The organism is Flavobacterium sp. GNP011 (assembly GCF_056428925.1).
On sequence record NZ_JBWJVJ010000006.1, the window covers coordinates 50801 to 74678 of the forward strand.

The window sequence follows — 23878 nt, forward strand, 5'->3', positions numbered from 1 at the left end:
TTTACTGAATACTACATATATTGCATTTAAGGTTAATCGAATTTAAATTAAAGACTAAATTAAGTAAGTAAAAAAAGGTGGTATTTCCCGTTTAAAATAATCATCAGAGAAAAATCTTTTTTTAGCAAACCTCAAGAGAAAGATTAAATTGAGAACAGGAATAGCTGTAAAAAATCAAACTTAAAATACTGTTAATTCTTAATCTGACAAGTTGTCATATTTATTTGTTTTAGCTTATCTTTGTGCTTTGAAAAAATAGCATGGAAAAGATTATTGAAGAAAGCAAACAAGGCGAAAGTCTTGTTTTAGAGAATAAACCTGAGAATACAAAGAAACTTTTTATAGAAAGCTACGGCTGTGCGATGAATTTTTCGGATAGCGAGATTGTAGCTTCCATTTTATCTGGAAATGGATATAATACCACACAAGTTCTCGAAGAGGCAGACTTAGTTCTGGTAAATACCTGTTCTATACGCGATAAAGCAGAGCAAACCATTAGAAAACGTTTAGAAAAATACAATGCCGTTAAACGCATTAACCCTAAAATGAAAGTTGGGGTTTTGGGGTGTATGGCAGAACGTTTGAAAAGTCAATTTCTTGAGGAAGAAAAAATTGTAGATCTTGTTGTAGGTCCTGATGCTTACAAAGATTTACCCAATCTATTACAAGAAGTTGAGGAAGGTAGAGATGCTATAAATGTTATTTTATCAAAAGACGAAACCTATGGCGATATTTCTCCGGTTCGATTGATGAGCAATGGGATTACGGCCTTAGTTTCTATCACTCGTGGTTGCGATAATATGTGTACTTTTTGTGTAGTGCCATTTACCCGTGGCCGAGAACGCAGCCGTGAACCCCAAAGCATCATAGCAGAGATTCAAGACTTATGGGACAAAGGTTTTAAAGAAATTACCTTACTCGGACAAAACGTAGACAGCTACCTGTGGTACGGTGGTGGTTTGAAAAAAGATTTTGAAAATGCTAGCGAGATGCAAAAAGCCACAGCCGTTGATTTTGATCAATTACTTGAGATGGTTGCTATTGGTTTTCCTAAAATGAGAATTCGATTTTCAACTTCTAATCCACAAGACATGCATGAAAGTGTATTGCATGTAATTGCTAAGCATCCTAATATTTGCAAGCACATTCATTTACCGGTTCAGTCTGGAAGTAACCGAATCCTCAAAGAAATGAATCGTTTGCATACTCGTGAACAATACATGACTTTGATAGATAAAATTAGGACTATAATCCCGAATTGCTCTATTTCGCAAGATATGATTGCAGGATTTCCAACAGAAACTGAAGAGGATCATAAAGACACAATGAGTTTAATGGAGTACGTGAATTATAATTTTGGGTATATGTATTCGTATTCTGAACGTCCAGGAACATTGGCTGGAAGAAAAATGGAAGATGATGTCCCAGAAGAAACTAAAGCCCGTAGATTACAAGAAATTGTAGATTTACAACAAAAACATGCTTGGTTTAGAAGTGAAGAATTCATAGGTCAAACTGTAGAAGTTTTGGTCGAAAAAGTTTCTAAAAAATCAACAGAAGAATTCTCTGGAAGAAATTCGCAGAGTATAACGGTAGTGTTTCCAAAAGAAAATTATAAAATTGGAGATTTTGTAAATGTCAAAATTACTTCTTGCACAAGCGGAACTTTAAAAGGGGAAGCGGTTGGATATTCTGAAATGAATTAGAAAAGTTAGTTTCAAGTTTCAGGTTTAAAGTTCACATTATAACTTGAAACCTGAAACAAAAAAAACTTTAAACAAAAATCAAATGGAATCAGTACAATCAATAAAACAGCGCTTCGAGATTATTGGGAATGACCCAAAACTGAATCGTGCCATTGAAAAAGCCATACAAGTTGCCCCAACTGATATTACCGTGCTGGTAACCGGTGAAAGCGGCGTAGGAAAAGAAAACATACCTAGAATCATACACTCACTTTCGCATAGAAAACACGGAAAATATATTGCTGTAAATTGTGGAGCAATTCCAGAGGGAACTATAGATAGTGAACTTTTTGGTCACGAGAAAGGAGCTTTTACAGGCGCAACTAGTACCAGAGAAGGCTACTTTGAAGTGGCTGATGGAGGCACCATTTTCCTTGATGAAGTGGGAGAATTACCACTTACCACGCAAGTTCGATTACTGCGTGTTCTTGAAAATGGTGAGTTTATTAAGGTAGGTTCCTCTCAGGTACAGAAAACTGATGTTCGAATTGTGGCTGCTACCAATGTCAATTTATTTGATGCCATTGAAAAAGGAAAATTCAGAGAAGATTTATACTACAGATTGAGTACCGTTGATATCACCTTGCCTCCTTTAAGAGATAGAAAAGACGATATTCACTTATTATTCAGAAAATTCGTTGCTGATTTTGCTCACAAATATAAAATGCCACCACTAAAATTAGAGGAAAGTGCTGTACACTTGTTGCAAAAATTTCGTTGGAGTGGTAACATTCGACAATTACGAAATGTGGCTGAGCAAATTTCAGTTTTAGAAACAAGCAGAGACATCACCTCCTCCACTTTACAATCTTACTTACCAGAACAAGGAAGTAACTTACCCTCCGTTATTAAGGATAAAAAAAGTGAAAACGATTTCAGTACTGAAAGAGAAATTTTATACAAAGTCCTTTTTGATATGAAAAGTGATTTGAATGACTTGAAAAAATTGACTCTGGAACTGATTCAGAATGGAAGTTCAAAAGTGCAAGAGACCAATCAAAGTTTGATCAAAAAAATATACGGTTCTAAGGAAAATGACAACGAAATAGACTTTGAAGAATCCCCTAGAACCAACCAAATTACAACCTTGAATAACGAAAGTTTGTACCAAGAACCAGAAGATAATTATTTATTTGCCGAAACAATAGAGGAAGAAGAAACACTTAGACTCGAGCAGAAGGAAATAGAAATGATCAAAAAATCATTAGAAAAAAACAAAGGTAAACGCAAGGCAGCCGCAGATGAGTTAGGAATATCGGAGCGCACTTTATATAGAAAAATCAAACAATTTGACTTGTAATTTAATGTTACTAGACTTAACTGGTCAAACAAACAGAAATTAACTATTACTATTTTACATGAAATACATAAAATTTATATTTGTTTTAATACTAGCTTACTCATTACAAGGATGCTCCGTGTATAACTTCACAGGAACTGGCAAAATTGATGCCGAAACGTTTCAGGTAGGTTTTTTTCAAAACAATGCTGAACTTATTGAACCCGGTATTGACAGAACTTTTACACTTGAACTTCAGGATTTAATTCAAAATCAAACTAATTTAAACTTGGTGAAAAATGGTGCCGATTTGGCTTATGAAGGGGAAATAGTAGAATACCGTATTAGTCCAATGACAGCAACTGCTGATCAACGTGCTGCTCAAAACCGACTAACAGTAAGAGTAAATGTACGTTTTACAAATAAAAAGAAAGAAACAGATAATTTTGAAAAACCATTCTCATTTTTCTTTGACTACCCCGCTGATCAACAACTTACTGGAGCAACATTAAACAATGCTTTAAAAGAAATTTTTGAAAGAATTACACAAGAAATCTTTAATGAATCATTAGCAAAATGGTAAGTAACCAAATGTTTAAAAGTACAAAAATTCTATAGCTAAATAGGAATAACTGAAACAATTAATACCATGAATGTAACTGACTTTACCCACTTAATCAACAATCCGGATTCCATTCAGGTGCAACAAACACAAGATTTAGATCAGGTAATTGATGAATTTCCGTATTTTCAAAGTGCACGAGCGCTTCAATTAAAAGGACTTTACAACCAAGACAGTTACAAATACAATAACGCCCTAAAACGAACAGCAGCCTATACCACAGACCGATCTGTATTGTTTGACTTTATAACATCAAAAACTTTTATTTCTATACATACTAGTTTGTATGAAAAGAAAGCTAAAGAAATGCTCGAAATTCAAGTAATTGACAGCGAAACAATTGTTCCTGAAAAAAAATTAGATCAAAAAATTAATACTCTTGAAGAATCAATTTTAACCTCAATTTCTAAATCTAGCACTGTAGCGCCCGAGGAAAGATCCCATCAAATAGAGGAAAAACTAGCCATAGGAACTCCACTTGATTTTTCAAAACAAGAACAACATTCGTTTCAGGAATGGCTTCAATTATCTCGTACCGAGCCAATAAAACGTGACGAAACAGCACCAGAACCAGAAACTTTAATGGATGAGGAAAAAAGAAAAAAACTAGAACTAATTGACAAGTTTATAGAGACCAGTCCCAAAATCACACCTGGAAAGCATGGTGTATCAATACCCATTACCATTGATATCAATACTACTGATAATTCATCATTAATGACAGAAACGCTCGCACGAGTCTATTTGGAACAAAAAAAATATCAAAAAGCAATTCAAGCTTATGAAATATTAATTTTGAAATATCCAGAAAAAAGTAGTTTCTTTGCGAACCGCATTTCGGATATTAAGATTTTACAACATAATAATAATTAAACAATGAGCACATTTTCAATTTTTTTAGTTTTAATAACTATAGTATGTTTTTTATTAATCGTAGTCATAATGGTTCAAAACCCTAAAGGTGGAGGATTATCTTCAAACATTGGAGGTTCTCAAATGCTAGGTGGAGTTCAAAAAACAACTGATTTTTTAGATAAAAGTACATGGACTTTAGCAACGGTTCTTATATTATTGATTTTGTTTTCAAGTTTAAGTTTTACAGGAACGCTAAGTGATACTGATTCTAAAATAATTGAAAACACAAGTACTACTGCGCCTGCTGCACCAGTACAAAACGCTCCAGCTACTCCAGCTCCAGCAAAATAAATAATATCACATATATATTAAATGCCAGCCTGTCAAAGCTGGCATTTTTTTTAGGAAAATATGTCAGTTAAAGCAAGATGGCACAATTTCTGAAAAACGTTAATCACAACTTTTTAATTTTATATAAAAACATACGACCATGAATTTAAACATTAAACCACTTTCGGATAGAGTTCTAATTGAACCTATGGCTGCTGAAACAAAAACTGCTTCTGGTATCTATATTCCTGATACAGCAAAGGAAAAACCTCAAAAGGGAACCGTTGTTGCAGTAGGAAATGGAACCAAAGAGCATACGATGACAGTGAAAATTGGAGATACCGTACTTTATGGCAAATATGCTGGTACAGAATTGAAACTAGAAGGTGTTGACTACTTAATTATGCGTGAAGACGATATTCTAGCAATAGTATAGTCTAGAGAATCCCATAAAGGGAATAAAAAAATTGAAACTTTCAATACTAAAAACAATTAAACAATTTTTGAAAAAATGGCAAAAGATATAAAATTTGATATAGAAGCACGTGACGGATTAAAACGTGGTGTTGATGCATTAGCAAATGCTGTAAAAGTAACTTTAGGACCTAAAGGACGTAATGTAATCATTGGAAAAGCATTTGGTGGACCAAACGTAACCAAAGATGGTGTTACTGTAGCCAAAGAAATTGAATTGAAAGACCCATTAGAAAACATGGGAGCTCAAATGGTAAAAGAAGTAGCCTCTAAAACAAATGATTTAGCAGGAGACGGAACTACAACTGCTACTGTTTTGGCACAAGCAATCGTAAAAGAAGGCTTGAAAAACGTAGCTGCTGGAGCAAATCCAATGGACTTAAAGAGAGGAATTGATAAAGCTGTTGAAGCTATCGTTGCCGACTTAGCACAGCAAGCAAAAGTAGTAGGAAGTGATTCTGAGAAAATCAAACAAATTGCTTCAATTTCTGCTAACAATGATGAAGTAATTGGTGAGTTAATCGCTACTGCTTTCGCAAAAGTTGGAAAAGAAGGAGTAATTACGGTTGAAGAAGCAAAAGGTACTGATACGTATGTTGATGTAGTAGAAGGAATGCAATTTGACAGAGGATACCTTTCTCCATACTTTGTGACTAATTCTGAAAAAATGGAAGTAGAATTAGAGAATCCATATATCCTTTTATACGACAAAAAAGTTTCTTCACTAAAAGAATTATTACCAGTTCTTGAGCCCGTAGCTCAATCAGGTAAACCATTATTGATCATTGCTGAAGATGTAGATGGAGAAGCATTATCTACATTGGTAGTAAATAAATTAAGAGGAGCTTTGAAAATTGCTGCTGTTAAAGCTCCTGGTTTTGGAGACAGAAGAAAAGCTATGCTAGAGGATATTGCTATTCTTACTGGCGGAACTGTAATTTCTGAAGAAAGAGGGTATACACTTGAAAACACAACGATTGAAATGTTAGGTACTTCTAAAAAAGTAACTATTGATAAAGACAATACAACTATTGTAAGTGGTGCTGGAGATGCAGACATGATTAAAAACCGTGTAAACCAAATCAAAGGTCAGATGGAAGCAACAACATCTGATTACGATAAAGAAAAATTACAAGAGCGTTTGGCTAAATTAGCTGGTGGTGTTGCTGTACTTTATGTAGGAGCAGCATCTGAAGTAGAAATGAAAGAGAAGAAAGACAGAGTTGATGATGCTTTACACGCTACTCGTGCTGCAGTAGAAGAAGGTATTGTTGCTGGTGGTGGTGTTGCATTATTAAGAGCTAAAAATGTTCTAAGCAACATTATTGCAGACAATGCTGATGAAGCTACAGGAATTCAAATTGTATCCCGCGCTGTAGAAGCTCCGTTGAGAACTATTGTAGAAAATGCTGGTCTTGAAGGTTCAGTAGTAGTAGCAAAAGTTGCTGAAGGTTCAGGAGATTTTGGATATAATGCTAAAACTGACGAATATGTTGATATGCTTGTTGCTGGAATTATTGATCCCAAAAAAGTAACTCGTGTAGCCTTAGAAAATGCCGCATCAGTAGCTGGTATGATCTTAACTACAGAGTGTGCTCTAATTGACATTAAAGAAGAAAACGCTGGTGGTGGAATGCCAATGGGTGGTGGAATGCCAGGGATGATGTAATCTTTATTTAAGAGTTATCATTAAAAAACAACTAAACCCGAAGCAAATTGCTTCGGGTTTTTTTTAGTCCATAGAGAAATATAAAATATAGTACATCCTGATTAGATCATACAATTTCAGATTATTTTTATCTGTGGAAATTCTAAAGACTTTTTCTTGAAAATATAAAACTCTTAAACTCCTAAAATTTCAACATAAAAAAAGGATGTAGTTTATAGAAAACTACATCCTTTTTCATGTTAATCAATTGTTGTTAAAGTACCTATTAAATTACTCTTGAACCTTTGATTTTTTACTAAACTTATAAATCACAGGTAGAACTGTAATTCCCACTAAAGCTAATACAATCAACTCTATATGCTCTTTTAAATCAATTTGATAATTCTCCAATAAGAAACCATATAAATAATGTCCTGCGAAAATTAAAGTGAATGACCAGATAAAAGAACTCAGGATGTTATAAAACATAAACTTGTTTTTATCCATGGATACGATTCCTGCAACTATAGGTGCAAATGTTCTGAAAATTGGTAAAAAACGAGCAAAAATAATAGCCTTACCACCATATTTTTCGAAAAAATCTTTAGACTGAACCAAGTATTTGCGTTTGAACCAAAAGCTATCTTCTTTGTTATACAAATAATAGCCGCTTTTTGAACCAAACCAATATCCAACCACATTTCCTAAAATTCCTGACAACGCAACCAATGTAGATAACAAAACTACATTCAAAAAATCATTGTCAATTATAAATATATTTTCAATTAATTCTCGGCTGTAGATACCAGCCAAAAACAGCAAACTATCACCTGGCAGAAAGAAACCTGCAAAAAGACCGGTTTCGGCAAAAACAATAAATAAAACTATATAAATTCCCAACTTGATTCCGTTTATGTCAAAATGGATGTAAAAAAGCGGGTCAATTAAATTTTTCCAATCAAATTCGTTCATTCTAAAAATATTTTAAACCTAAATTTATAGTGCGTGAAAGTAAGCATAATAAGTTTCTGGAGCAATATAATACTTTATTTTAAAGTTTTATTAACTATTTAAATTATCTAAATTTACTTTCTTTTATCAGCTATTAAATTTTGTTTTACATTTCGAAAATATAATCACTTAAAAACATCCTATTTAACATTTAACAAATCTAATTTCATTCCCCAATATATTTCGGCATTAAAAAAACCAAAGCTTTCACTTTGGTTTTTTATAAAATTATTTTCGTTCGTATTGGCAACAAGTATGAAGCTTTTCATAATCTTCTTGTAGCGCTTTGACCTCATTTGTATCATGACCTACTTTTGCAATCGCATTTTGAATAGTAAGAAGATCGGTTTTCTGCTCGTTCACTATCAAGTATAATGTGCCGCAATCCATATGCCAATCGGCAGATTTCACTCCTGAAACACTCAAAGCCGCTTTCTCGATTCTCTTTTTACACATTTCACAATTCCCACTTACGTGAAATTCAACCTTAGCATTTTTATTTTTTATCTCCTGAGCTTGAACTGTAAATCCAGTAAATACCAGTATCAATACTACTATTATTTTTTTCATCATTTATTTTTTTAAGATTATTTAATTTTAAAACGTAAACCCACATAATACATTTGTCCAAAAACTGGACCATAAACTATTGATGCGTCAAAAGTAGGTCCAAATGGGTTTTCATTACCCAAAATAACATTTTCCTGTTTGTAATTTCCAATATTTTCTCCGCCAACGTACATTTCAAAAGTAGAAGAAAAAGTTCTAGTCACTTGAATATTCATCACAGAAAATGACGGCGAAAATTCAGGTAGCCTGTCACCTTCTGGATTTGTTGAAGTAGTCGGCAATTGTTGTTTCCCGAGCCAATTAAAAGTATAATCAAACTTCCATTGTTTTCCCTTATCAAGAACATCAGTTTCATATCCTAAATTCCCAAAGAAACGATGTTTTGCCTGCAATGGTCTTTGATAAGCTCCTGATAAATAATCTATTTGAATATCATAGAATTTGTAGGCTGTTCTCAAATTAAAATGCTTTTTCAGTTCATAATTAAACTCTACTTGTAAACTATTCGCATACGAATTCCCTTTTAAGTTATAAAACAAAACCTGTTGCGGACTTTGTAACACATCAACAACAGCTTGATTTTGAAAATCGGTTCTGTAAAAATCAAAACCAACATCAGCACTTTTACCAAAAAGCAAAAAGCCCTGCATAAAACTAACTCCGTAATTCCATGCAATTTCAGGATTCAAACCGTATATTTTCCCATTGGCATTCAAAAAATCAAAGGTTCTTGAACTTGCTAAAAGCTGCTGATTTTCGGCAAAAACATTTGCGCTTCGTTTCCCTCTTCCTGCCGAAAATCGAAGAACTCCTTTCTCCCAAGGATTGTATCGCACATGCAATCTTGGCGTAGCAAAAGTCCCCAATCGATTGTGATTGTCTATTCTACCTCCAACTACTACGCTAAAATTATCCGTATTATCATAAGTATATTCGAAAAAAGCACCCACCGAATTATCAATTCTGCTGTAATCGTTCACATTGACAAACTCACCGTATTTATCATACGTAAAGTTCAAACCTGTTGAGAATTTATGTTTCGTATTATTGATAATCGAATTAAAAATCAGATTCGAGTAATAACTTTTTTGTTTAATATTATATTGGTTTAACCCAAAATAAGACTTTTGATCATGGCTATTGAAAGCATTTTGAAAACCTATGCTCTGGTAGGGCATCTCCGGAAAAACATATCCTAATTTAGTGGAAACATCAAAACGTTCTGTATTAATTTCGGAACCCCAAGAATTAGTTGTTCCCTTATCCATCTCAGGATCAAAATTTAATTCTCCCGTTTGTTTTTGATCATTCATATACCGGAAATTGATGAAACTCACCCACCCTTTTGCAGCGTTGGTGTATTGCCAACGATTCAAAACATTAATTTGTTTAGCTAATGGATTGTCCAGAAAACCATCCTCATTCATATCGTTTTTTGAAACTCTCGTATTGCCATGAACAAACAAACTACTACTCCACTTGTCAGAGATTTTCTTGTTGAAATGGGTATTTAATTCAAATCGGGAATCTGTTGAACCATAGAAATTCAGAAAAAATGGAACATCACTGATTGGCTTTATCAATTCGGTATTAATTTGCCCTGAAATACTTTCGAAGCCATTGACAACACTTCCGGCGCCTTTGGTAATTTGGATGCTTTCTACCCAAGTTCCAGGCGTAAATGACAATACGTAGGCTTGAGAAGCTCCACGAACCGAAGGAATATTCTCCTCCGTAATCATTAAATAAGGACTTGTCAATCCTAGCATTTTTATTTGTTTCGTTCCCGTCAAAGCATCCGAAAAATTGACATCGATTGAAGGATTTGTTTCGAAACTTTCTGCCAAATTACAACATGCAGCTTTGAGTAATTCTTTGCTTGTCATTGTTGTAGTATTTGCCGTAAGACTGTATGATTTTTTTAAACTTTTACGTTCATTCTGCACTTTAATCTCCTGCAAAGTATCTTGCGAAAACGAATTATACCCAGAAAATAAGAACAATAAAAGTATTGAAATTTGTTTTTTCATTATTGATTTTTAATGTTTTAAAAAATAAAAAACCACAAAAAATATGATTTAACTTTTGTAAAAACATTAAAACTAAGCGTAGAAAATATATTGGTGGTATAATTTAAAAAAAGGAGGCGCATTTGCATCACAGTAATACGAAGTAAATGCATTTTTTTTAAAATTTGAAACGAATGAAAACACGGAAGGATTCCATTCATTTGATTGCAAGATAAAATCCGAATGAAAAGAGACTGTTTTTTGGATTAAATCATCCGTTTTCTTTTCAAATTTAACCTCTTTGTCTTTGCAACAATGTGATTCTTTTTCAACAAAACCACAACAATCTTTCTCTAATTCTTTATCCTGAATAGGTGTCTTAAGAGTAACCGAAGTAATATCATTACCACAATAACGAACATTAAATGCGAATCCAATATTGGAAACCAATACGAAAAAAGCAAGAAGTATACTTATGTGTCTGTTAAATTTCACCTTGCAAAATTAGTGATTTTATCATACCAAAAAATCAAATTATTGTAAAAAAAAGAATCTTACCTTCTCTTTTGATAGTAAAAACCAGCAACAAACAGCAACAAAAAAATCGGTTGTATGATAAATCTCCGAATGTAAAACAGATGCCATTTTTGATTCTCGTACGAAATGTTGGCAACAGTAAAAAAACCAATGATCAAAACCGCAAAAAACAACAAATACAAAACCAAAGATAATTTTACCAATTCAATTTCATTAAATACAAAATAAATAATACCTAATGACAACACAGTATTTATGGCATATCGAAAAAACAACACTATAAAATAAGCATAATTTGAAACATCGGGTAGACTCAAACTAGAAAAATCTTTTTTAAAAAACTCCAACAAAGGGTCATTAAACAATTGATTTTCGTAGGCTCTTACTAGAATTATTAGAAAAAGCAATATTACAATGGCTAAGATTCTAAATATTTTATTTTGTTTTTTTTGACGCATACTTTGAATGTTTTTGAACCCAATAAATCCATAAAATAAAAACAACACCATAAATGTACAGCGGAAAAATTACACCATGCAATAAAGGTTCTTGTTCAGGATAATGAAAAATCAACGAACTTAACAAGGCTATTCGTATCACATTGAGTACATAAATAAACAAACTACCCAAGACAATATATAAAAACGTTGGTTTGAATCTTCCTGAAAAAGCAATTATAAACGAGGCAAATAAAATAATAACACTCATAGCGTTGCAACCCTCCACAATTTTAGCTACATATTTTCCACAATAAATTAATTTAATATAATCTTGAGAGACATCTTTCATCACATAAGATCCATCTGTGAAAACTTGAAGTACTTGTGCCGTATTTATACTTACAACTCTAGTAAATCCATCAATATCATTATCACCATAAGTTCCAAGATAATATTGATAACACAATGTAAAAATCAAATAACTTATAAAAAACAAACCTAAGAATTGTAAAAAGGGTTTGTAGCGTTCTAAATATTTTTTCAAAATAAAATTTTTAACAAATTTATGTAAAATAAAGAAATCTCTTTAAATACTTTTGTACTAACTAAAATTTAAGAAAAATGACATTTCAAGATTTAAAACCAAAAGTATCCGAAATCATAGCACGTCCTGAACAAACAAGAGATGAAAAATTATTAGAAATTTGCCAATTATTAAGCAGCTCTATTTCCTATTATAATTGGGTAGGATTTTATTTTGCTAATCACGAAGCCAAAACTTTACATTTAGGTCCATATGTAGGCGCAGAAACAGACCATACCGTTATCCCGTTTGGAAAAGGAATTTGCGGACAAGTTGCCGAGTCAAATGCTAATTTTGTAGTACCCGATGTAAGTGCCCAAGATAATTACATCGCCTGTAGCTTTACTGTAAAATCTGAAATCGTTGTACCTCTTTTTGTAAACGGACAAAATATAGGTCAAATTGATATTGACAGCCATGTTATAGATCCCTTTACTGAAGAAGACGAGCGTTTTTTAGAGTTTGTTTGTGAACAAATATCAAAATTGTATTAAAGTTTTAACCGATTACAGCAATCCAATTTCCTCAATATGAAATTTAATTTTTTTAGCCTTATACTTATTTTAACTATTTCTCGATCGATAGCTCAAGAAAATAGGGATGGAGCTTTTTATATAGACTCTTTAGGAGCTGTAAGTACTGAAATGAATTATAAATATGTTAGAGTAGTAAAAGATTACTATTTAAATCAAAAAATATATGATTTTTCAGACTATTATAAATCTGGGAAAATAGCGGTAAAGGGAAAGACAAAGGACAGAGATGTATTAAGATTTGATGGCACTCGTATTTCATACTATGAAAATGGTAATAAAAAACAAATTTCAAATTATGTTGATTCACACTTAATCGGAAAACAGTATCAATGGCACGAAAATGGCGTAATACAGTTTGAAAAAGAATATAGTTTTGACGAAATAAAAAAAGAGAGCATTGAAAAATTAAATCAGTATTGGGATCAAAATAATGTGCAACAAATCATTGATGGCAATGGAAACTTCGAAGCATTACTTGAAAATTTTAGTGAAGGACGTGAAAATAAAGATTTAATTTTTGAGAAAGGAGCATACAAAAACGGTTTGAAAGATGGATTTTGGACAGGGAATTCATTACATCCAAAAATAACTTTTAAAGAAGAATATAATAATGGCAAATTAATTCTAGGAACTAGTACCAATGAAGACAACATACAATTTAGCTATACCGAAATAATGCAAAAAGCAATTCCTAAAAAAGGAATAAATTATTTCTACCAATATATAGGTAGAAACTTCAGAACACCAAAAATTGCTGGATTAAGTGGTAAAATCTACTTGTCTTTTGTTGTGAATACTGATGGAAAGTTAGTAGAACCTAAAGTGTTGCGCGATATAGGATTTGAAACAGGTACTGAAGCATTACGTTTAATAAATGAAGCTAAAAATTGGATTCCCGGAAAAATAAGAGGGATTCCAGTTCGAATTTTATATTCATTACCTATCACAGTGCAATCGCAATAAAGCTAAATAATTGATATTGAACTTTTTAAAAAATTTTGAAAGTTTAATTTTAGTTTTTAAAAATAAAATCTATCTTTGCACCGTCTTACAATAGATGTTTGACATACATAAGAATCATTAAATAATATTGGAATGTATTTAACTAAAGAGATTAAAGAAGAAATCTTCGCACAACACGGGGAAAAAACGAATACTGGAAAAGCTGAAGCGCAAATCGCTTTGTTTACTTACAGAATTAGCCACTTAACTGAGCACTTGAAAAAAAATCGTCATGATTATAACACAGAGCGCTCATTAGTATTACTAGTAGGTAAAAGAAGATCGTTGTTAGATTACTTGAAAAAGAAAGAAATCAACAGATACCGTGAAATTATCAAAGTATTGAATATCAGAAAATAATCAATAGAAAAGAGGTGCGAAAGTGCCTCTTTTTTTATTTTATATATTATTGTCTTAAATCACTACAGAAGTCCTGACACAAAAGGGATTAGAGCTAAGACAAAATCACAAAATCAATTCATTTGAATTGATCATTAAAAAAAGTTTGGTTTTTCATTGGGTTTTAGGCATTAACTACGCAAAACAACAACTACAACACAACTAGAACCCATGTTTAACTAAAAAATTAAATTTATGATTCCACAATTATTTGTAGAAAGTATCGATTTAGGTGATGGCAGAAGCATCACAATCGAGACAGGTCGTTTAGCCAAACAAGCTGATGGATCTGTAGTAGTAAGAATTGGAAAAACTGTTATTTTAGGAACAGTTGTATCCGCAAGAAAAGCAAGTCCAGGTATTGATTTTTTACCATTAACGGTAGATTACCGTGAAAAATTTGCTGCAGCAGGTCGTTTCCCAGGTGGTTTCTTCAAAAGAGAAGCACGCCCTAGTGACAACGAAGTATTAACCATGAGATTGGTAGACCGTGTTTTACGTCCGCTTTTCCCAGATGATTACCATGCTGAAGTTCAAGTTATGATTCAATTGATGTCTCATGATGAGGATGTAATGCCAGATGCATTAGCAGGATTAGCAGCTTCGGCAGCACTTGCATTGTCTGACATTCCATTTGAAACTTTAATTTCTGAAGCTAGAGTTGGTCGTATTGATGGTAAATTCATCATCAACCCTTCTCGTGCTCAATTAGCATTGTCAGACATTGACATGATGATTGGAGCTTCAACCGATTCTATCGCGATGGTAGAAGGTGAAATGAAAGAGATTTCAGAAGCAGAAATGTTAGAAGCAATTAAATTTGCTCACGAGCACATTAAAGTACAAATTGCTGCACAAGAAAGATTAGCTGCCGCTTTTGGAAAAAAAGAAGTGCGCACTTACGAAACTGAAAAATCTGATGAAGCTATTTACGCTAAAGTAAAAGCTGCGTCTTACGATAAAATATATGCTATTGCAAGCAAAGGTTCTTCTAAACAAGAACGTACTGCTGCATTTGCAGAAGTAAAAGAAGAAGTAAAAGCTTTATTTACTGAAGAAGAATTGGCTGAAAATGGAGATTTAGTTTCCAAATATTTCTACAAAACCAATAAAGAAGCAGTTCGTAACGTAACCCTAGATTTAGGAACTCGTCTTGACGGAAGAAAAACAACTGAAATTAGACCAATCTGGTGTGAGGTAGATTATTTACCATCAGTACATGGATCTGCATTGTTTACACGTGGAGAGACTCAAGCTTTGGCTACAGCTACTTTAGGAACTTCTAGAGAAGCTAACCAAATTGACTCTCCATCTGAACAAGGTGAAGAAAAATTCTACTTGCATTACAACTTCCCTCCTTTCTCAACTGGTGAAGCTCGTCCTTTAAGAGGAACTTCAAGAAGAGAAGTAGGTCACGGAAACTTGGCACAAAGAGCCTTGAAAAACATGATTCCTGCTGATTGTCCTTATACAATTCGTGTAGTTTCTGAAGTGTTAGAATCGAATGGTTCGTCTTCTATGGCTACCGTTTGTGCTGGTACATTATCATTAATGGACGCTGGTATCCAAATGATTCGTCCAGTTTCTGGAATTGCAATGGGATTGATTACTGACGGAGAACGTTTTGCTGTATTGTCTGATATTCTTGGTGATGAAGATCATTTAGGAGACATGGACTTTAAAGTAACTGGAACTTCTGAAGGAATTACCGCTTGTCAAATGGACATCAAGATTGACGGTTTGAAATACGAGATTATGGAAGCTGCATTAGCTCAAGCTCGTGACGGTCGTTTGCATATTCTTGGTAAATTAATTGAAACGCTTGCTGCTCCAAAAGAAGATGTAAAACCATACGCTCCAAAAATTATCACCAGAACTATTCCTGGTAACTTTATTGGTGCTTTGATTGGACCTGGTGGAAAAGTGATTCAAGAATTACAAAAAGCTACAGGAACTACTATTGTAATCAACGAGGTAGATGAGCAAGGTGTAATTGAAATTTTAGGTACTGATCCTGCTGGAATTGAAGCAGTATTGGCTAAAATTCAATCTATTACCTTCAAACCACAAATGGGTGAAGCGTATGAAGTGAAAGTAATTAAAATGCTTGATTTTGGTGCCGTTGTAGAATATACAGCAGCTCCAGGAAACGAAGTATTGTTACACGTATCCGAACTAGCTTGGGAAAGAACTGAAAACGTAACTGATGTGGTAAACATGGGCGATGTGTTTCAAGTTAAATACCTAGGACTTGATCCAAAAACTAGAAAAGAAAAAGTGTCTCGTAAAGCACTTATCGCTAGACCTCCACGCGAGGAGAAAAAAGAGTAATCAGATCTTAGTTTACTAAAGGTTTATTTATAGAAAATCCCGTTCGCATTCACGAACGGGATTTTTGTTTTTCTAAAAGCACATAACGTTCTAAAAAAGAAAGACTCCGCATTAGGGATAGCAGTGGAAATCCTTTTTATGCGCCGCGGCGAATAAAAAGATTGTAACGAATAGCCCGGACCGCAGGGAATGCACTAAAAATCTTTTTAAAATAAAATTTAAAAATAAATGTAACTTTTTTGCAACTCCTTACGTATAACTATTTGTACACTTTAAAATTGAGGAGACAACACCATGAGACAACTTAAAATTACCAAGCAGGTAACGAATCGTGAAACTGCATCATTAGACAAATACTTACAAGAAATTGGAAAAGTTGATCTTATCACGGCTGATGAAGAGGTAGAGTTAGCACAAAAGATTAAAGCTGGTGACCAGCGCGCCTTAGAGAAATTAACAAAAGCCAACTTACGTTTCGTAGTATCGGTGGCAAAACAATATCAAAACCAGGGTTTAACCCTTCCCGATTTAATTAACGAAGGAAATCTTGGACTTATAAAAGCAGCACAACGTTTTGATGAAACTCGTGGTTTCAAATTCATTTCGTATGCTGTATGGTGGATTCGTCAATCGATTTTGCAAGCTTTGGCTGAGCAGTCTCGTATTGTGCGTTTGCCATTAAACAAAATTGGTTCTATCAACAAAATCAACAAGATGTACGCGTTATTAGAGCAATCTAACGAGCGTCCGCCATCTGCTGAGGAAATTGCAAAAGAACTAGACATGACCGTAAATGATGTAAAAGAGTCTATGAAAAACTCTGGTCGTCACTTATCCATGGATGCTCCACTTGTAGAAGGTGAAGATTCTAACCTGTACGATGTATTGCGTTCTGGAGAGTCTCCAAACCCAGATAGAGAGTTAATTCACGAGTCATTACGCACCGAAATTGAGCGTTCTCTTGAAACTCTTACACCTCGTGAGGCTGATGTAGTTCGTTTGTATTTTGGTCTTGGAGACCAACACCCAATGACTTTAGAAGAGATTGGAGAAACTTTCGACCTAACTCGTGAGCGTGTACGTCAAATCAAGGAAAAAGCAATCCGTAGATTAAAACATACTTCTAGAAGTAAAATTTTAAAAACCTATTTAGGATAACTATATTTGTTTCAAGTTTAAAGTTTCAGGTTGCTCAAAACATCTTGAAACCTTAAACTTGAAACTTTTTTAAAGCAAACAACAGTCTGATTAACTGTTCGTTTTTTGATTGATGATTGAAACCTCGGCTGATTACCGAGGTTTTATTTTTTTCAATAAAACCTCAGTCTGTTCTCCGCCGCGGCGGATCGGGTGTCCGAGGTTTTATTTTTTCAATAAAACCACAAATCTTAAATCACTATTTACTGATTACTGTTCACTGAATACTGATAACTCCCACTGCGTAACCCTCCGTAAAAACTTCGGGTCGAGCTATTCGCTATATCTCTTCGTTGCACTACGAGGATGCCGCTGCTATCCCTTACGCAATCTTATTTACTAAAAGTCGTTGTTTCTTCTTAATGAAAAATTACTGCAATTGGTCTAAAAAAACTATTTTTGCACAAACAACAACTAAAGAATCTGAAACAAATTCAGATTAAACAACTACACAATGAAAAATACACTTATTGCTCCATCAGTATTAGCAGCTGACTTTGGAAACCTACAGCGCGACATTGAAATGATTAACAACAGTGAAGCCGATTGGTTTCATATAGACATCATGGACGGCGTTTTTGTACCTAACATTTCATACGGAATGCCAGTACTTGAAGCCATTGCTAAACACGCCACAAAAACTATTGATGTCCATTTAATGATTGTAGATCCAGATCGCTACATCAAAACATTTGCTGGACTTGGAGCCAATATCCTTAGCGTACATTATGAAGCTTGCACACATTTGCACAGAACGCTACAAGCCATAAAAGCAGAGGGAATGAAAGCGGGAGTTGCCATTAACCCGCATACATCAATTGATTTGTTAGAAGATGTGATTAATGACATTGATTTGGTTTGTATCATGAGTGTAAATCCTGGTTTTGGCGGACAATCTTTCATTGAAAACACCTATTCTAAAGTTGAAAAACTAAAAGCCTTAATTACAAGAAAAGGTGCCAACACCCTAATTGAAGTTGATGGAGGTGTAACTAGTGCTAATGCAAAACAACTTGTTGAAGCAGGAGCGAATGTTCTTGTTGCAGGAAGTTTTGTTTTTAAAGCAACAGACCCAGTACAAACAATTCAAGATCTAAAAAAGCTTACTACTTTTTAATACAAAATGGCGCCTAGTGCGCCATTTTTATTGATTTTCTTTATAGTTTATCATGGTGACAACATGATCATACAAATCTGGATTTACGGTTTTAAATTGAGCTGGTGTTTCAAAGAAATTTTTTAAAACTACTGCCAAGAATTCAAATTGATTTTCATACGCATACGGTCTAAAATATTGAGTATCGATTAATGAAGAGCTTAAAACCGAATCAGAAAAATACTTGACTACTTCATTAAAGGCATCAAAAAAGATAATAGAACTGGGATCGTTATTTTTCATACAATGAAAATGCAGTACATGCGTAAATTCATGTAATCCTAGATTCAAATTATCATTTGAACTTAAATGACCTAAGATAAAATCCTCCCAAGAAAAAACCACTGCTTTCATCATGGGATTAAACTCGCCTTTGTGAAAAACTTCATTTTCGGTTGAGAAGTATGCCGTAGGATAAATTACAATTCGCTTGAACAACGGAACAAGATAATTACGCATCCCAAAGGTAAGCATGACATAAGTAGCTGCTATTAGCAATCGCATTTGCTCTGTAACTACAAGATCTTTACCTATAAATTGATATTGTTTTGTGAACATAGTATTCTATGTTCAAAATACTCTTTTCTTTTAGTTGATAAGGTACTGTAATAAGGAAAATCGTCTGATAAAATTTTACGCTTATGTGGCTTCAGTCTTTTAGAGAAAGGATACCAATGTATGAACAATGGCTTATTAAAGAACATCATATAAGAGGGCTCAATAACTTTAAACAGTATAAACAAAAGAAAAAAGAGACCTATAAAAACTGTCAAAACTACTTGGATAACCATATTAAAGTAATTCATTAAAAAAATGCCTCAAAAAACTCAAGATAACTTGTAATTTTTTAAGGCATTTAAAAGTTAAAAAGTGGCCGCGACAGGGTTCGAACCTGCAACCCTCAGAGTCGAAATCTGATATTCTATCCAGTTGAACTACACAGCCATTTTTGATACAGAATTGATCGATTAATGCAATAACACGAATCGTTCAATCGTTTTTTATGTAAGTAGTTTTTTAACTATTGTAGAAATGGTTTTCCCCTCAGCAGTTCCACCAAGTTTTGCTGCTGCTAATCCCATAACTTTCCCCATAGATGCAATACCTGATGCTCCGGTTTCGGCAATAATTGCTGCAATAACTTTTTCTACTTCTGCCTCACTCAATTGAGCTGGTAAAAATTTCTCAATAACTGCTATTTGTGCCAATTCTGGTTCAGCAAGATCTAAACGGTTTTGCTCTGTGAAGATTCGGGCGCTTTCTTTACGTGTTTTTACAAGTTTTTGTAACAACTTAACTTCATCGTCTTCTGAAATTTCTTCTTTAGATCCTGTTGCCGTTTGTGCTAGTAATAGTTCTGATTTTATTGCTCTTAATGCTTCAAGCGCAACGGTATCTTTAGCTCTCATGGCGGTTTTCATTTCATCCATGATTAATGTTGATAAACTCATATCTTATGTCTTTTTTTTTTCAATTATAATGAAACAGCAGTTACGGCGCACTGTTGTTTACTGCCCCAGATGGTCGTGAAAAGCCTTTTTAGGGCAAAAAGGAATTTTTTCTTGGGCTTAAAAAGCGACTGAAAGAAGCTCTTTTAAGACCATAGAAAAAAGCGTTTTGCACAAAAAGCTTGCAACAACAGCTGGATTTAGGCCCAACAAAATTACAGTATTTTAACGGGAATAGCAACTGCTATCTTAAGGATTGTAGTAAAAAAAGAAACCCGAAAATCATATTAATTTTCGGGTTTCCTAGAATTAATTAATACCTTAATCTACGTTATCGTGTAAATACGAATTATTAGAACGCAATTGCAAATCATTGTTACTATCTGTACCAACAGATATCCTTGAATTTGCAGTATTCATTTGATTATTTGAGATATTTATACCCAATCGTTTGTAAGCAGGTTCTTTCTCATACTCATCAATTTTAGAAACATTATTATGAAACTTATAATTGAAATCTTTTAATTTCTTTCTACGCTCATCAGCTCTCATTCTTAAAGACTCTTCAATAGTCATTTCTGTAGGAGCAATGCTTTCAAAATCCATATGCTCAGCTGTTGTTGTATCTACTTGTTTCAAAGTGATATTCAATTCAGCTGGTGTAACTACTTCAGTTGCTTTTACTGCAGCTTTTGGCATAAACTCTGGTTCTTCATCCATATACTCCTCTAACGAATATTTGATAATTCCATTGTCTGAAAGCTCTGTTACTGGCACAAATTGAACTGCTTCATTTACTTTAATTTCTTTAGTCTCATTTGTCAATTCAAAAATTACGTTATTGTCTTGTTTTTGTTCTGACACTTCTGATTTAAAAAGAGGTAAATCAAATGAAAATGATGTTTGCTCTTGTTTTTCTGTTGTTTTTGTTTGTACCAATTGTGGCTCTACTGCTGGAGTAGAAACTATAAAATCGATATCAGTAATAGGTGAAACAATTTCGAATGTTACGTCTAAATTGTTTATAAAATCAGACATTTCAACCAAGTCCTCATTATTAATCGTTGGTGTGTTTACAACTGGAGTTTTTACAACTACTTCGTCCTCCATTAAATCAAATACAATTCTATCATTTGCAGAAGACGCTTTTGGAGTCTCCATATTTAAGTCAAATGCAGTCACAGAATTGTTTATTAAATTGTACACACTTTTTTGCTCATCCCCTAGAGTATGGATTATCTTTTTAGGCTCTGTGTTTACAATCTCATTTTGTTGTTCTATGTCAAATCCTGTTGCAATAATAGTTACTGCAATAGCATCTCCAAGAGACTCATCCTCACCTACACCCATGATGATATTGGCATTATGTCCCGCTTCGTTTTGAATGTGATCATTGATTTCCCCAATTTCATCGATAGTAATTTCATTAGTACCAGAAACGATAAGCAACAATACGTTTTTGGCACCAGTAATTTTGTTATCGTTTAATAATGGCGAATCTAGAGCTGCAATAATAGCCTCTTTTGCTCTGTTCTCACCTGATGAAACTGACGAACCCATAATTGCGGTTCCACTATTATACAAAACCGTTTTAGCATCTCTTAAATCGATATTTTGAGTATAGTGATGCGTAATTACTTCGGCAATTCCGCGTGAAGCAGTTGCCAAGACTTCATCTGCTTTAGAAAATCCTGCTTTAAAACCAAGGTTTCCATAAACTTCTCTTAGTTTGTTATTGTTTATAACAATTAAGGAATCTACTTGTTTACGTAATTTTTCAATTCCAATTAAAGCTTGCTCTTGACGCACTTTACCTTCAAAAAGAAACGGTAGCGTAACTATACCTACTGTTAAAATATCTCTTTCCTTAGCTAGTTGAGCAATTACTGGAGCTGCACCGGTACCTGTACCACCACCCATACCAGCGGTAATAAAAACCATCTTGGTATTTTGATCCAACATTTTTTCAATTTCGGAGATGCTCTCTATAGCTGACTGCTGTCCTACATCAGGATTAGCACCTGCGCCTAACCCCTCGGTAAGATGAACACCCAACTGTATTTTATTTGGCACTGAACTGCTATGTAAAGCTTGAGAATCTGTATTACACACTATGAAGTCAACGCCTTTTATTCCTTGCTTAAACATGTGGTTGATAGCGTTACTTCCGCCTCCACCGACCCCTATAACTTTTATTACATTTGATTGGTTTTTAGGTAAATCAAATGAAATACTTCCAAATTCTGTGTTGCTTGGCATAATTTTGGGTTTTTTGAAATTGTTATTAATTCTTAGTTTCTTTTTTTTGAGTTTTATTCTGCATTATCAAGAAATTCTTTGATCCTATCCACATAACGATCAAAGAAGTTTTTTTGAATTCTAGTTGCGGTAGAATCCTGCTTCTCTTTAATATTATATTCTTCTTCTACTGCAATTTCAGGAACTTCATTTACAAAAATTTGCGCCGTAGCCACGGGCGCTCTATAAACAGGCTGCTCTTTTACTGGAGCAGCAAGATCCAATCGTATTGCACTATGTGTTTTATTTTCTATACTTTTCATTACTAGTCCCACAGCGGTTGCATATAAAGGACTTGAAATTTCCTCATCTGAATTCCCTGCTAGGTGCTCATTTGGATATCCTATTCTGGTATCCATTCCTGTAATATATTCTACTAATTGTTTTATATGTTTTAACTGGGCCCCACCACCAGTTAAAACAATTCCAGCAATTAATTTCTTTCGAGGGTCTTCATGACCGTATGCTTTAACTTCGGTAAAAACCTGTTCAATTATTTCAACTACACGTGCGTTTATAATTTTAGATAGATTTTTTAACGAGATCTCTTTAGGCTCTCTTCCTCTTAATCCTGGTATAGAAACAATTTCATTGTCACGGTTTTCTCCAGGCCAAGCAGATCCAAACTTTACTTTCAAAAGCTCAGCTTGCTTTTCAATAATAGAACATCCTTCCTTAATATCATCAGTAATGACATTACCCCCAAAAGGAATAACAGCTGTATGACGAATGATTCCATCCTTAAAAATGGCTAAATCAGTGGTTCCTCCACCTATATCAATTAAGGCAACACCAGCCTCTTTTTCTTCTTGACTTAAAACCGCATCAGCAGACGCTAATGGCTCGAGTGTAAGTCCAGAAAGCTCAATACCCGAACTTTGAATGCAACGCCCAACGTTTCTTATAGATGCCGCTTGCCCTACAACCACGTGAAAGCTAGCTTCAAGTCTTCCACCATACATTCCTATCGGTTCTTTAATCTCTGATTGACCATCAATCTTGAACTCCTGAGGCAAAACATGTATAATTTCTTCGCCAGGTAACATGGCTAATTTATTCACTTGATCTATAAGCAATTGTATGTCACTCTCTCCTATTACCTCTTCTGGATTATGCCTGCTTATGTAATCTGTATGTTGAATACTACGTATGTGCTGACCAGCAATACCTACTACTACATCTTTAATTTTAAAACCTGAATTATTTTCGGCATCTTGGATTGCTTGTTGTATTGACTGTATAGTTTGCGTAATATTATTAACCACGCCTCTAGCCACACCAAGACTTTTAGATTTACCTAAACCTAAAATTTCCAGTTTACCATACTCATTTTTTTTGCCTATCATGGCAACTATCTTAGTTGTCCCAATATCTAGTCCTACTGCAATCTTCTCTTTTTCCATTATCA

The 23878-nt window shown here is 34.0% G+C and carries 23 protein-coding genes and 1 tRNA gene; 13 read left to right on the plus strand and 11 right to left on the minus strand.

Going from position 1 to position 23878, the window contains the following annotated elements:
- Positions 1-260: 260 nt before the first annotated feature.
- From miaB to groL, 7 genes are all read left to right on the plus strand, one after another.
- A complete protein-coding gene (gene miaB / locus AC061E_RS07365) occupies positions 261-1706 on the plus strand; it encodes a tRNA (N6-isopentenyl adenosine(37)-C2)-methylthiotransferase MiaB (RefSeq protein ID WP_478285658.1) in 1446 nt (481 codons plus the stop codon).
- 82 nt (positions 1707-1788) lie between these two features.
- Complete coding sequence (locus AC061E_RS07370; protein WP_086454313.1) at positions 1789-3045, plus strand: sigma-54 interaction domain-containing protein; 1257 nt, start codon at positions 1789-1791, stop codon at positions 3043-3045.
- A gap of 58 nt (positions 3046-3103) precedes the next feature.
- Entirely contained in the window at positions 3104-3607 is a 504-nt protein-coding gene (locus tag AC061E_RS07375; protein ID WP_478285659.1) for an LptE family protein, read from the plus strand.
- Between the two features lie 66 nt (positions 3608-3673).
- Positions 3674-4519 carry a tetratricopeptide repeat protein gene (locus AC061E_RS07380; RefSeq protein WP_478285660.1) on the plus strand — a complete coding sequence of 282 codons (846 nt, stop codon included), beginning with the start codon at positions 3674-3676 and terminating at the stop codon, positions 4517-4519.
- A 3-nt stretch (positions 4520-4522) separates the two neighbouring features.
- Positions 4523-4852, plus strand: a complete 330-nt coding sequence (gene secG / locus AC061E_RS07385; RefSeq protein ID WP_478285661.1) for a preprotein translocase subunit SecG — start codon at positions 4523-4525, stop codon at positions 4850-4852.
- Between the two features lie 139 nt (positions 4853-4991).
- Positions 4992-5267, plus strand: a complete 276-nt coding sequence (locus AC061E_RS07390) for a co-chaperone GroES (RefSeq protein ID WP_144889261.1) — start codon at positions 4992-4994, stop codon at positions 5265-5267.
- A gap of 75 nt (positions 5268-5342) precedes the next feature.
- Positions 5343-6974 carry a chaperonin GroEL gene (groL, locus tag AC061E_RS07395; protein ID WP_086454307.1) on the plus strand — a complete coding sequence of 544 codons (1632 nt, stop codon included), beginning with the start codon at positions 5343-5345 and terminating at the stop codon, positions 6972-6974.
- A 270-nt stretch (positions 6975-7244) separates the two neighbouring features.
- Here groL and AC061E_RS07400 read toward each other — a convergent pair whose 3' ends face one another.
- The 6 genes from AC061E_RS07400 to xrtF form a co-directional block, all read right to left on the minus strand.
- Positions 7245-7925: a DedA family protein gene (locus tag AC061E_RS07400; RefSeq protein WP_478285662.1), complete on the minus strand. Its 681-nt coding sequence runs from the start codon at positions 7923-7925 to the stop codon at positions 7245-7247.
- Between the two features lie 267 nt (positions 7926-8192).
- Positions 8193-8534, minus strand: coding sequence for a heavy-metal-associated domain-containing protein (locus AC061E_RS07405; RefSeq protein ID WP_478285663.1), 342 nt, complete (start codon positions 8532-8534; stop codon positions 8193-8195).
- 17 nt (positions 8535-8551) lie between these two features.
- Positions 8552-10564 (minus strand): TonB-dependent receptor plug domain-containing protein, encoded by a 2013-nt coding sequence (locus tag AC061E_RS07410; protein WP_478285664.1) that lies wholly within the window; start codon positions 10562-10564, stop codon positions 8552-8554.
- 72 nt (positions 10565-10636) lie between these two features.
- Positions 10637-11038 (minus strand): HYC_CC_PP family protein, encoded by a 402-nt coding sequence (locus AC061E_RS07415; protein WP_478285665.1) that lies wholly within the window; start codon positions 11036-11038, stop codon positions 10637-10639.
- Positions 11039-11097: 59 nt separating this feature from the next.
- A complete protein-coding gene (locus tag AC061E_RS07420; protein WP_158634566.1) occupies positions 11098-11538 on the minus strand; it encodes an exosortase F system-associated membrane protein in 441 nt (146 codons plus the stop codon).
- A complete protein-coding gene (gene xrtF / locus AC061E_RS07425; RefSeq protein ID WP_478285666.1) occupies positions 11516-12064 on the minus strand; it encodes an exosortase family protein XrtF in 549 nt (182 codons plus the stop codon). Before xrtF ends, AC061E_RS07420 begins: the two co-directional genes overlap by 23 nt.
- Positions 12065-12141: 77 nt before the next feature.
- Here xrtF and AC061E_RS07430 point away from each other — a divergent pair, with 77 nt between their 5' ends.
- The 6 genes from AC061E_RS07430 (at position 12142) to rpe (ending at position 18685) form a co-directional block, all read left to right on the plus strand.
- Positions 12142-12597, plus strand: coding sequence for an XrtF-associated fRMsr-like GAF protein (locus AC061E_RS07430; protein WP_182649947.1), 456 nt, complete (start codon positions 12142-12144; stop codon positions 12595-12597).
- A 36-nt stretch (positions 12598-12633) separates the two neighbouring features.
- Positions 12634-13602, plus strand: coding sequence for an energy transducer TonB (locus AC061E_RS07435; protein ID WP_478285667.1), 969 nt, complete (start codon positions 12634-12636; stop codon positions 13600-13602).
- Positions 13603-13734: 132 nt separating this feature from the next.
- Positions 13735-14001, plus strand: a complete 267-nt coding sequence (gene rpsO / locus AC061E_RS07440) for a 30S ribosomal protein S15 (protein WP_086453034.1) — start codon at positions 13735-13737, stop codon at positions 13999-14001.
- A gap of 234 nt (positions 14002-14235) precedes the next feature.
- Positions 14236-16371, plus strand: a complete 2136-nt coding sequence (locus AC061E_RS07445; RefSeq protein WP_144889281.1) for a polyribonucleotide nucleotidyltransferase — start codon at positions 14236-14238, stop codon at positions 16369-16371.
- A 294-nt stretch (positions 16372-16665) separates the two neighbouring features.
- Positions 16666-17529 carry a sigma-70 family RNA polymerase sigma factor gene (locus tag AC061E_RS07450; protein ID WP_026707723.1) on the plus strand — a complete coding sequence of 288 codons (864 nt, stop codon included), beginning with the start codon at positions 16666-16668 and terminating at the stop codon, positions 17527-17529.
- 493 nt (positions 17530-18022) lie between these two features.
- On the plus strand, positions 18023-18685 hold the full coding sequence (rpe, locus tag AC061E_RS07455; RefSeq protein ID WP_478285668.1) for a ribulose-phosphate 3-epimerase: 663 nt from the start codon (positions 18023-18025) through the stop codon (positions 18683-18685).
- Positions 18686-18712: 27 nt separating this feature from the next.
- On the opposite strand, the gene AC061E_RS07460 is transcribed toward rpe, so the two are convergent.
- From AC061E_RS07460 to ftsA, 5 genes are all read right to left on the minus strand, one after another.
- Positions 18713-19282: a zinc-dependent peptidase gene (locus tag AC061E_RS07460; RefSeq protein WP_478285669.1), complete on the minus strand. Its 570-nt coding sequence runs from the start codon at positions 19280-19282 to the stop codon at positions 18713-18715.
- 313 nt (positions 19283-19595) lie between these two features.
- Positions 19596-19669, minus strand: a tRNA-Arg gene (locus tag AC061E_RS07465).
- A 56-nt stretch (positions 19670-19725) separates the two neighbouring features.
- Complete coding sequence (locus tag AC061E_RS07470; protein WP_314838180.1) at positions 19726-20175, minus strand: GatB/YqeY domain-containing protein; 450 nt, start codon at positions 20173-20175, stop codon at positions 19726-19728.
- A gap of 318 nt (positions 20176-20493) precedes the next feature.
- Entirely contained in the window at positions 20494-22431 is a 1938-nt protein-coding gene (gene ftsZ / locus AC061E_RS07475; protein ID WP_478285670.1) for a cell division protein FtsZ, read from the minus strand.
- Positions 22432-22484: 53 nt separating this feature from the next.
- The gene (gene ftsA, locus AC061E_RS07480; RefSeq protein ID WP_144889300.1) at positions 22485-23873 is read right to left on the minus strand and encodes a cell division protein FtsA; all 1389 of its coding nucleotides are present in this window, start codon (positions 23871-23873) and stop codon (positions 22485-22487) included.
- Positions 23874-23878: the final 5 nt, after the last annotated feature.

Coding starts and splice junctions, on each gene's coding strand:
- ftsZ (WP_478285670.1), bottom strand. CDS start 22,431: ATGCCAAGCAACACAGAATTTGGAAGTATTTCATTTGATTTACCTAAA.
- AC061E_RS07420 (WP_158634566.1), bottom strand. CDS start 11,538: ATGCGTCAAAAAAAACAAAATAAAATATTTAGAATCTTAGCCATTGTA.
- AC061E_RS07435 (WP_478285667.1), top strand. CDS start 12,634: ATGAAATTTAATTTTTTTAGCCTTATACTTATTTTAACTATTTCTCGA.
- rpe (WP_478285668.1), top strand. CDS start 18,023: ATGAAAAATACACTTATTGCTCCATCAGTATTAGCAGCTGACTTTGGA.
- AC061E_RS07445 (WP_144889281.1), top strand. CDS start 14,236: ATGATTCCACAATTATTTGTAGAAAGTATCGATTTAGGTGATGGCAGA.
- AC061E_RS07375 (WP_478285659.1), top strand. CDS start 3,104: ATGAAATACATAAAATTTATATTTGTTTTAATACTAGCTTACTCATTA.
- AC061E_RS07430 (WP_182649947.1), top strand. CDS start 12,142: ATGACATTTCAAGATTTAAAACCAAAAGTATCCGAAATCATAGCACGT.
- rpsO (WP_086453034.1), top strand. CDS start 13,735: ATGTATTTAACTAAAGAGATTAAAGAAGAAATCTTCGCACAACACGGG.
- AC061E_RS07400 (WP_478285662.1), bottom strand. CDS start 7,925: ATGAACGAATTTGATTGGAAAAATTTAATTGACCCGCTTTTTTACATC.
- AC061E_RS07450 (WP_026707723.1), top strand. CDS start 16,666: ATGAGACAACTTAAAATTACCAAGCAGGTAACGAATCGTGAAACTGCA.
- ftsA (WP_144889300.1), bottom strand. CDS start 23,873: ATGGAAAAAGAGAAGATTGCAGTAGGACTAGATATTGGGACAACTAAG.
- AC061E_RS07380 (WP_478285660.1), top strand. CDS start 3,674: ATGAATGTAACTGACTTTACCCACTTAATCAACAATCCGGATTCCATT.
- groL (WP_086454307.1), top strand. CDS start 5,343: ATGGCAAAAGATATAAAATTTGATATAGAAGCACGTGACGGATTAAAA.
- AC061E_RS07460 (WP_478285669.1), bottom strand. CDS start 19,282: ATGTTCACAAAACAATATCAATTTATAGGTAAAGATCTTGTAGTTACA.
- AC061E_RS07405 (WP_478285663.1), bottom strand. CDS start 8,534: ATGAAAAAAATAATAGTAGTATTGATACTGGTATTTACTGGATTTACA.
- AC061E_RS07470 (WP_314838180.1), bottom strand. CDS start 20,175: ATGAGTTTATCAACATTAATCATGGATGAAATGAAAACCGCCATGAGA.
- miaB (WP_478285658.1), top strand. CDS start 261: ATGGAAAAGATTATTGAAGAAAGCAAACAAGGCGAAAGTCTTGTTTTA.
- secG (WP_478285661.1), top strand. CDS start 4,523: ATGAGCACATTTTCAATTTTTTTAGTTTTAATAACTATAGTATGTTTT.
- AC061E_RS07390 (WP_144889261.1), top strand. CDS start 4,992: ATGAATTTAAACATTAAACCACTTTCGGATAGAGTTCTAATTGAACCT.
- AC061E_RS07410 (WP_478285664.1), bottom strand. CDS start 10,564: ATGAAAAAACAAATTTCAATACTTTTATTGTTCTTATTTTCTGGGTAT.
- AC061E_RS07370 (WP_086454313.1), top strand. CDS start 1,789: ATGGAATCAGTACAATCAATAAAACAGCGCTTCGAGATTATTGGGAAT.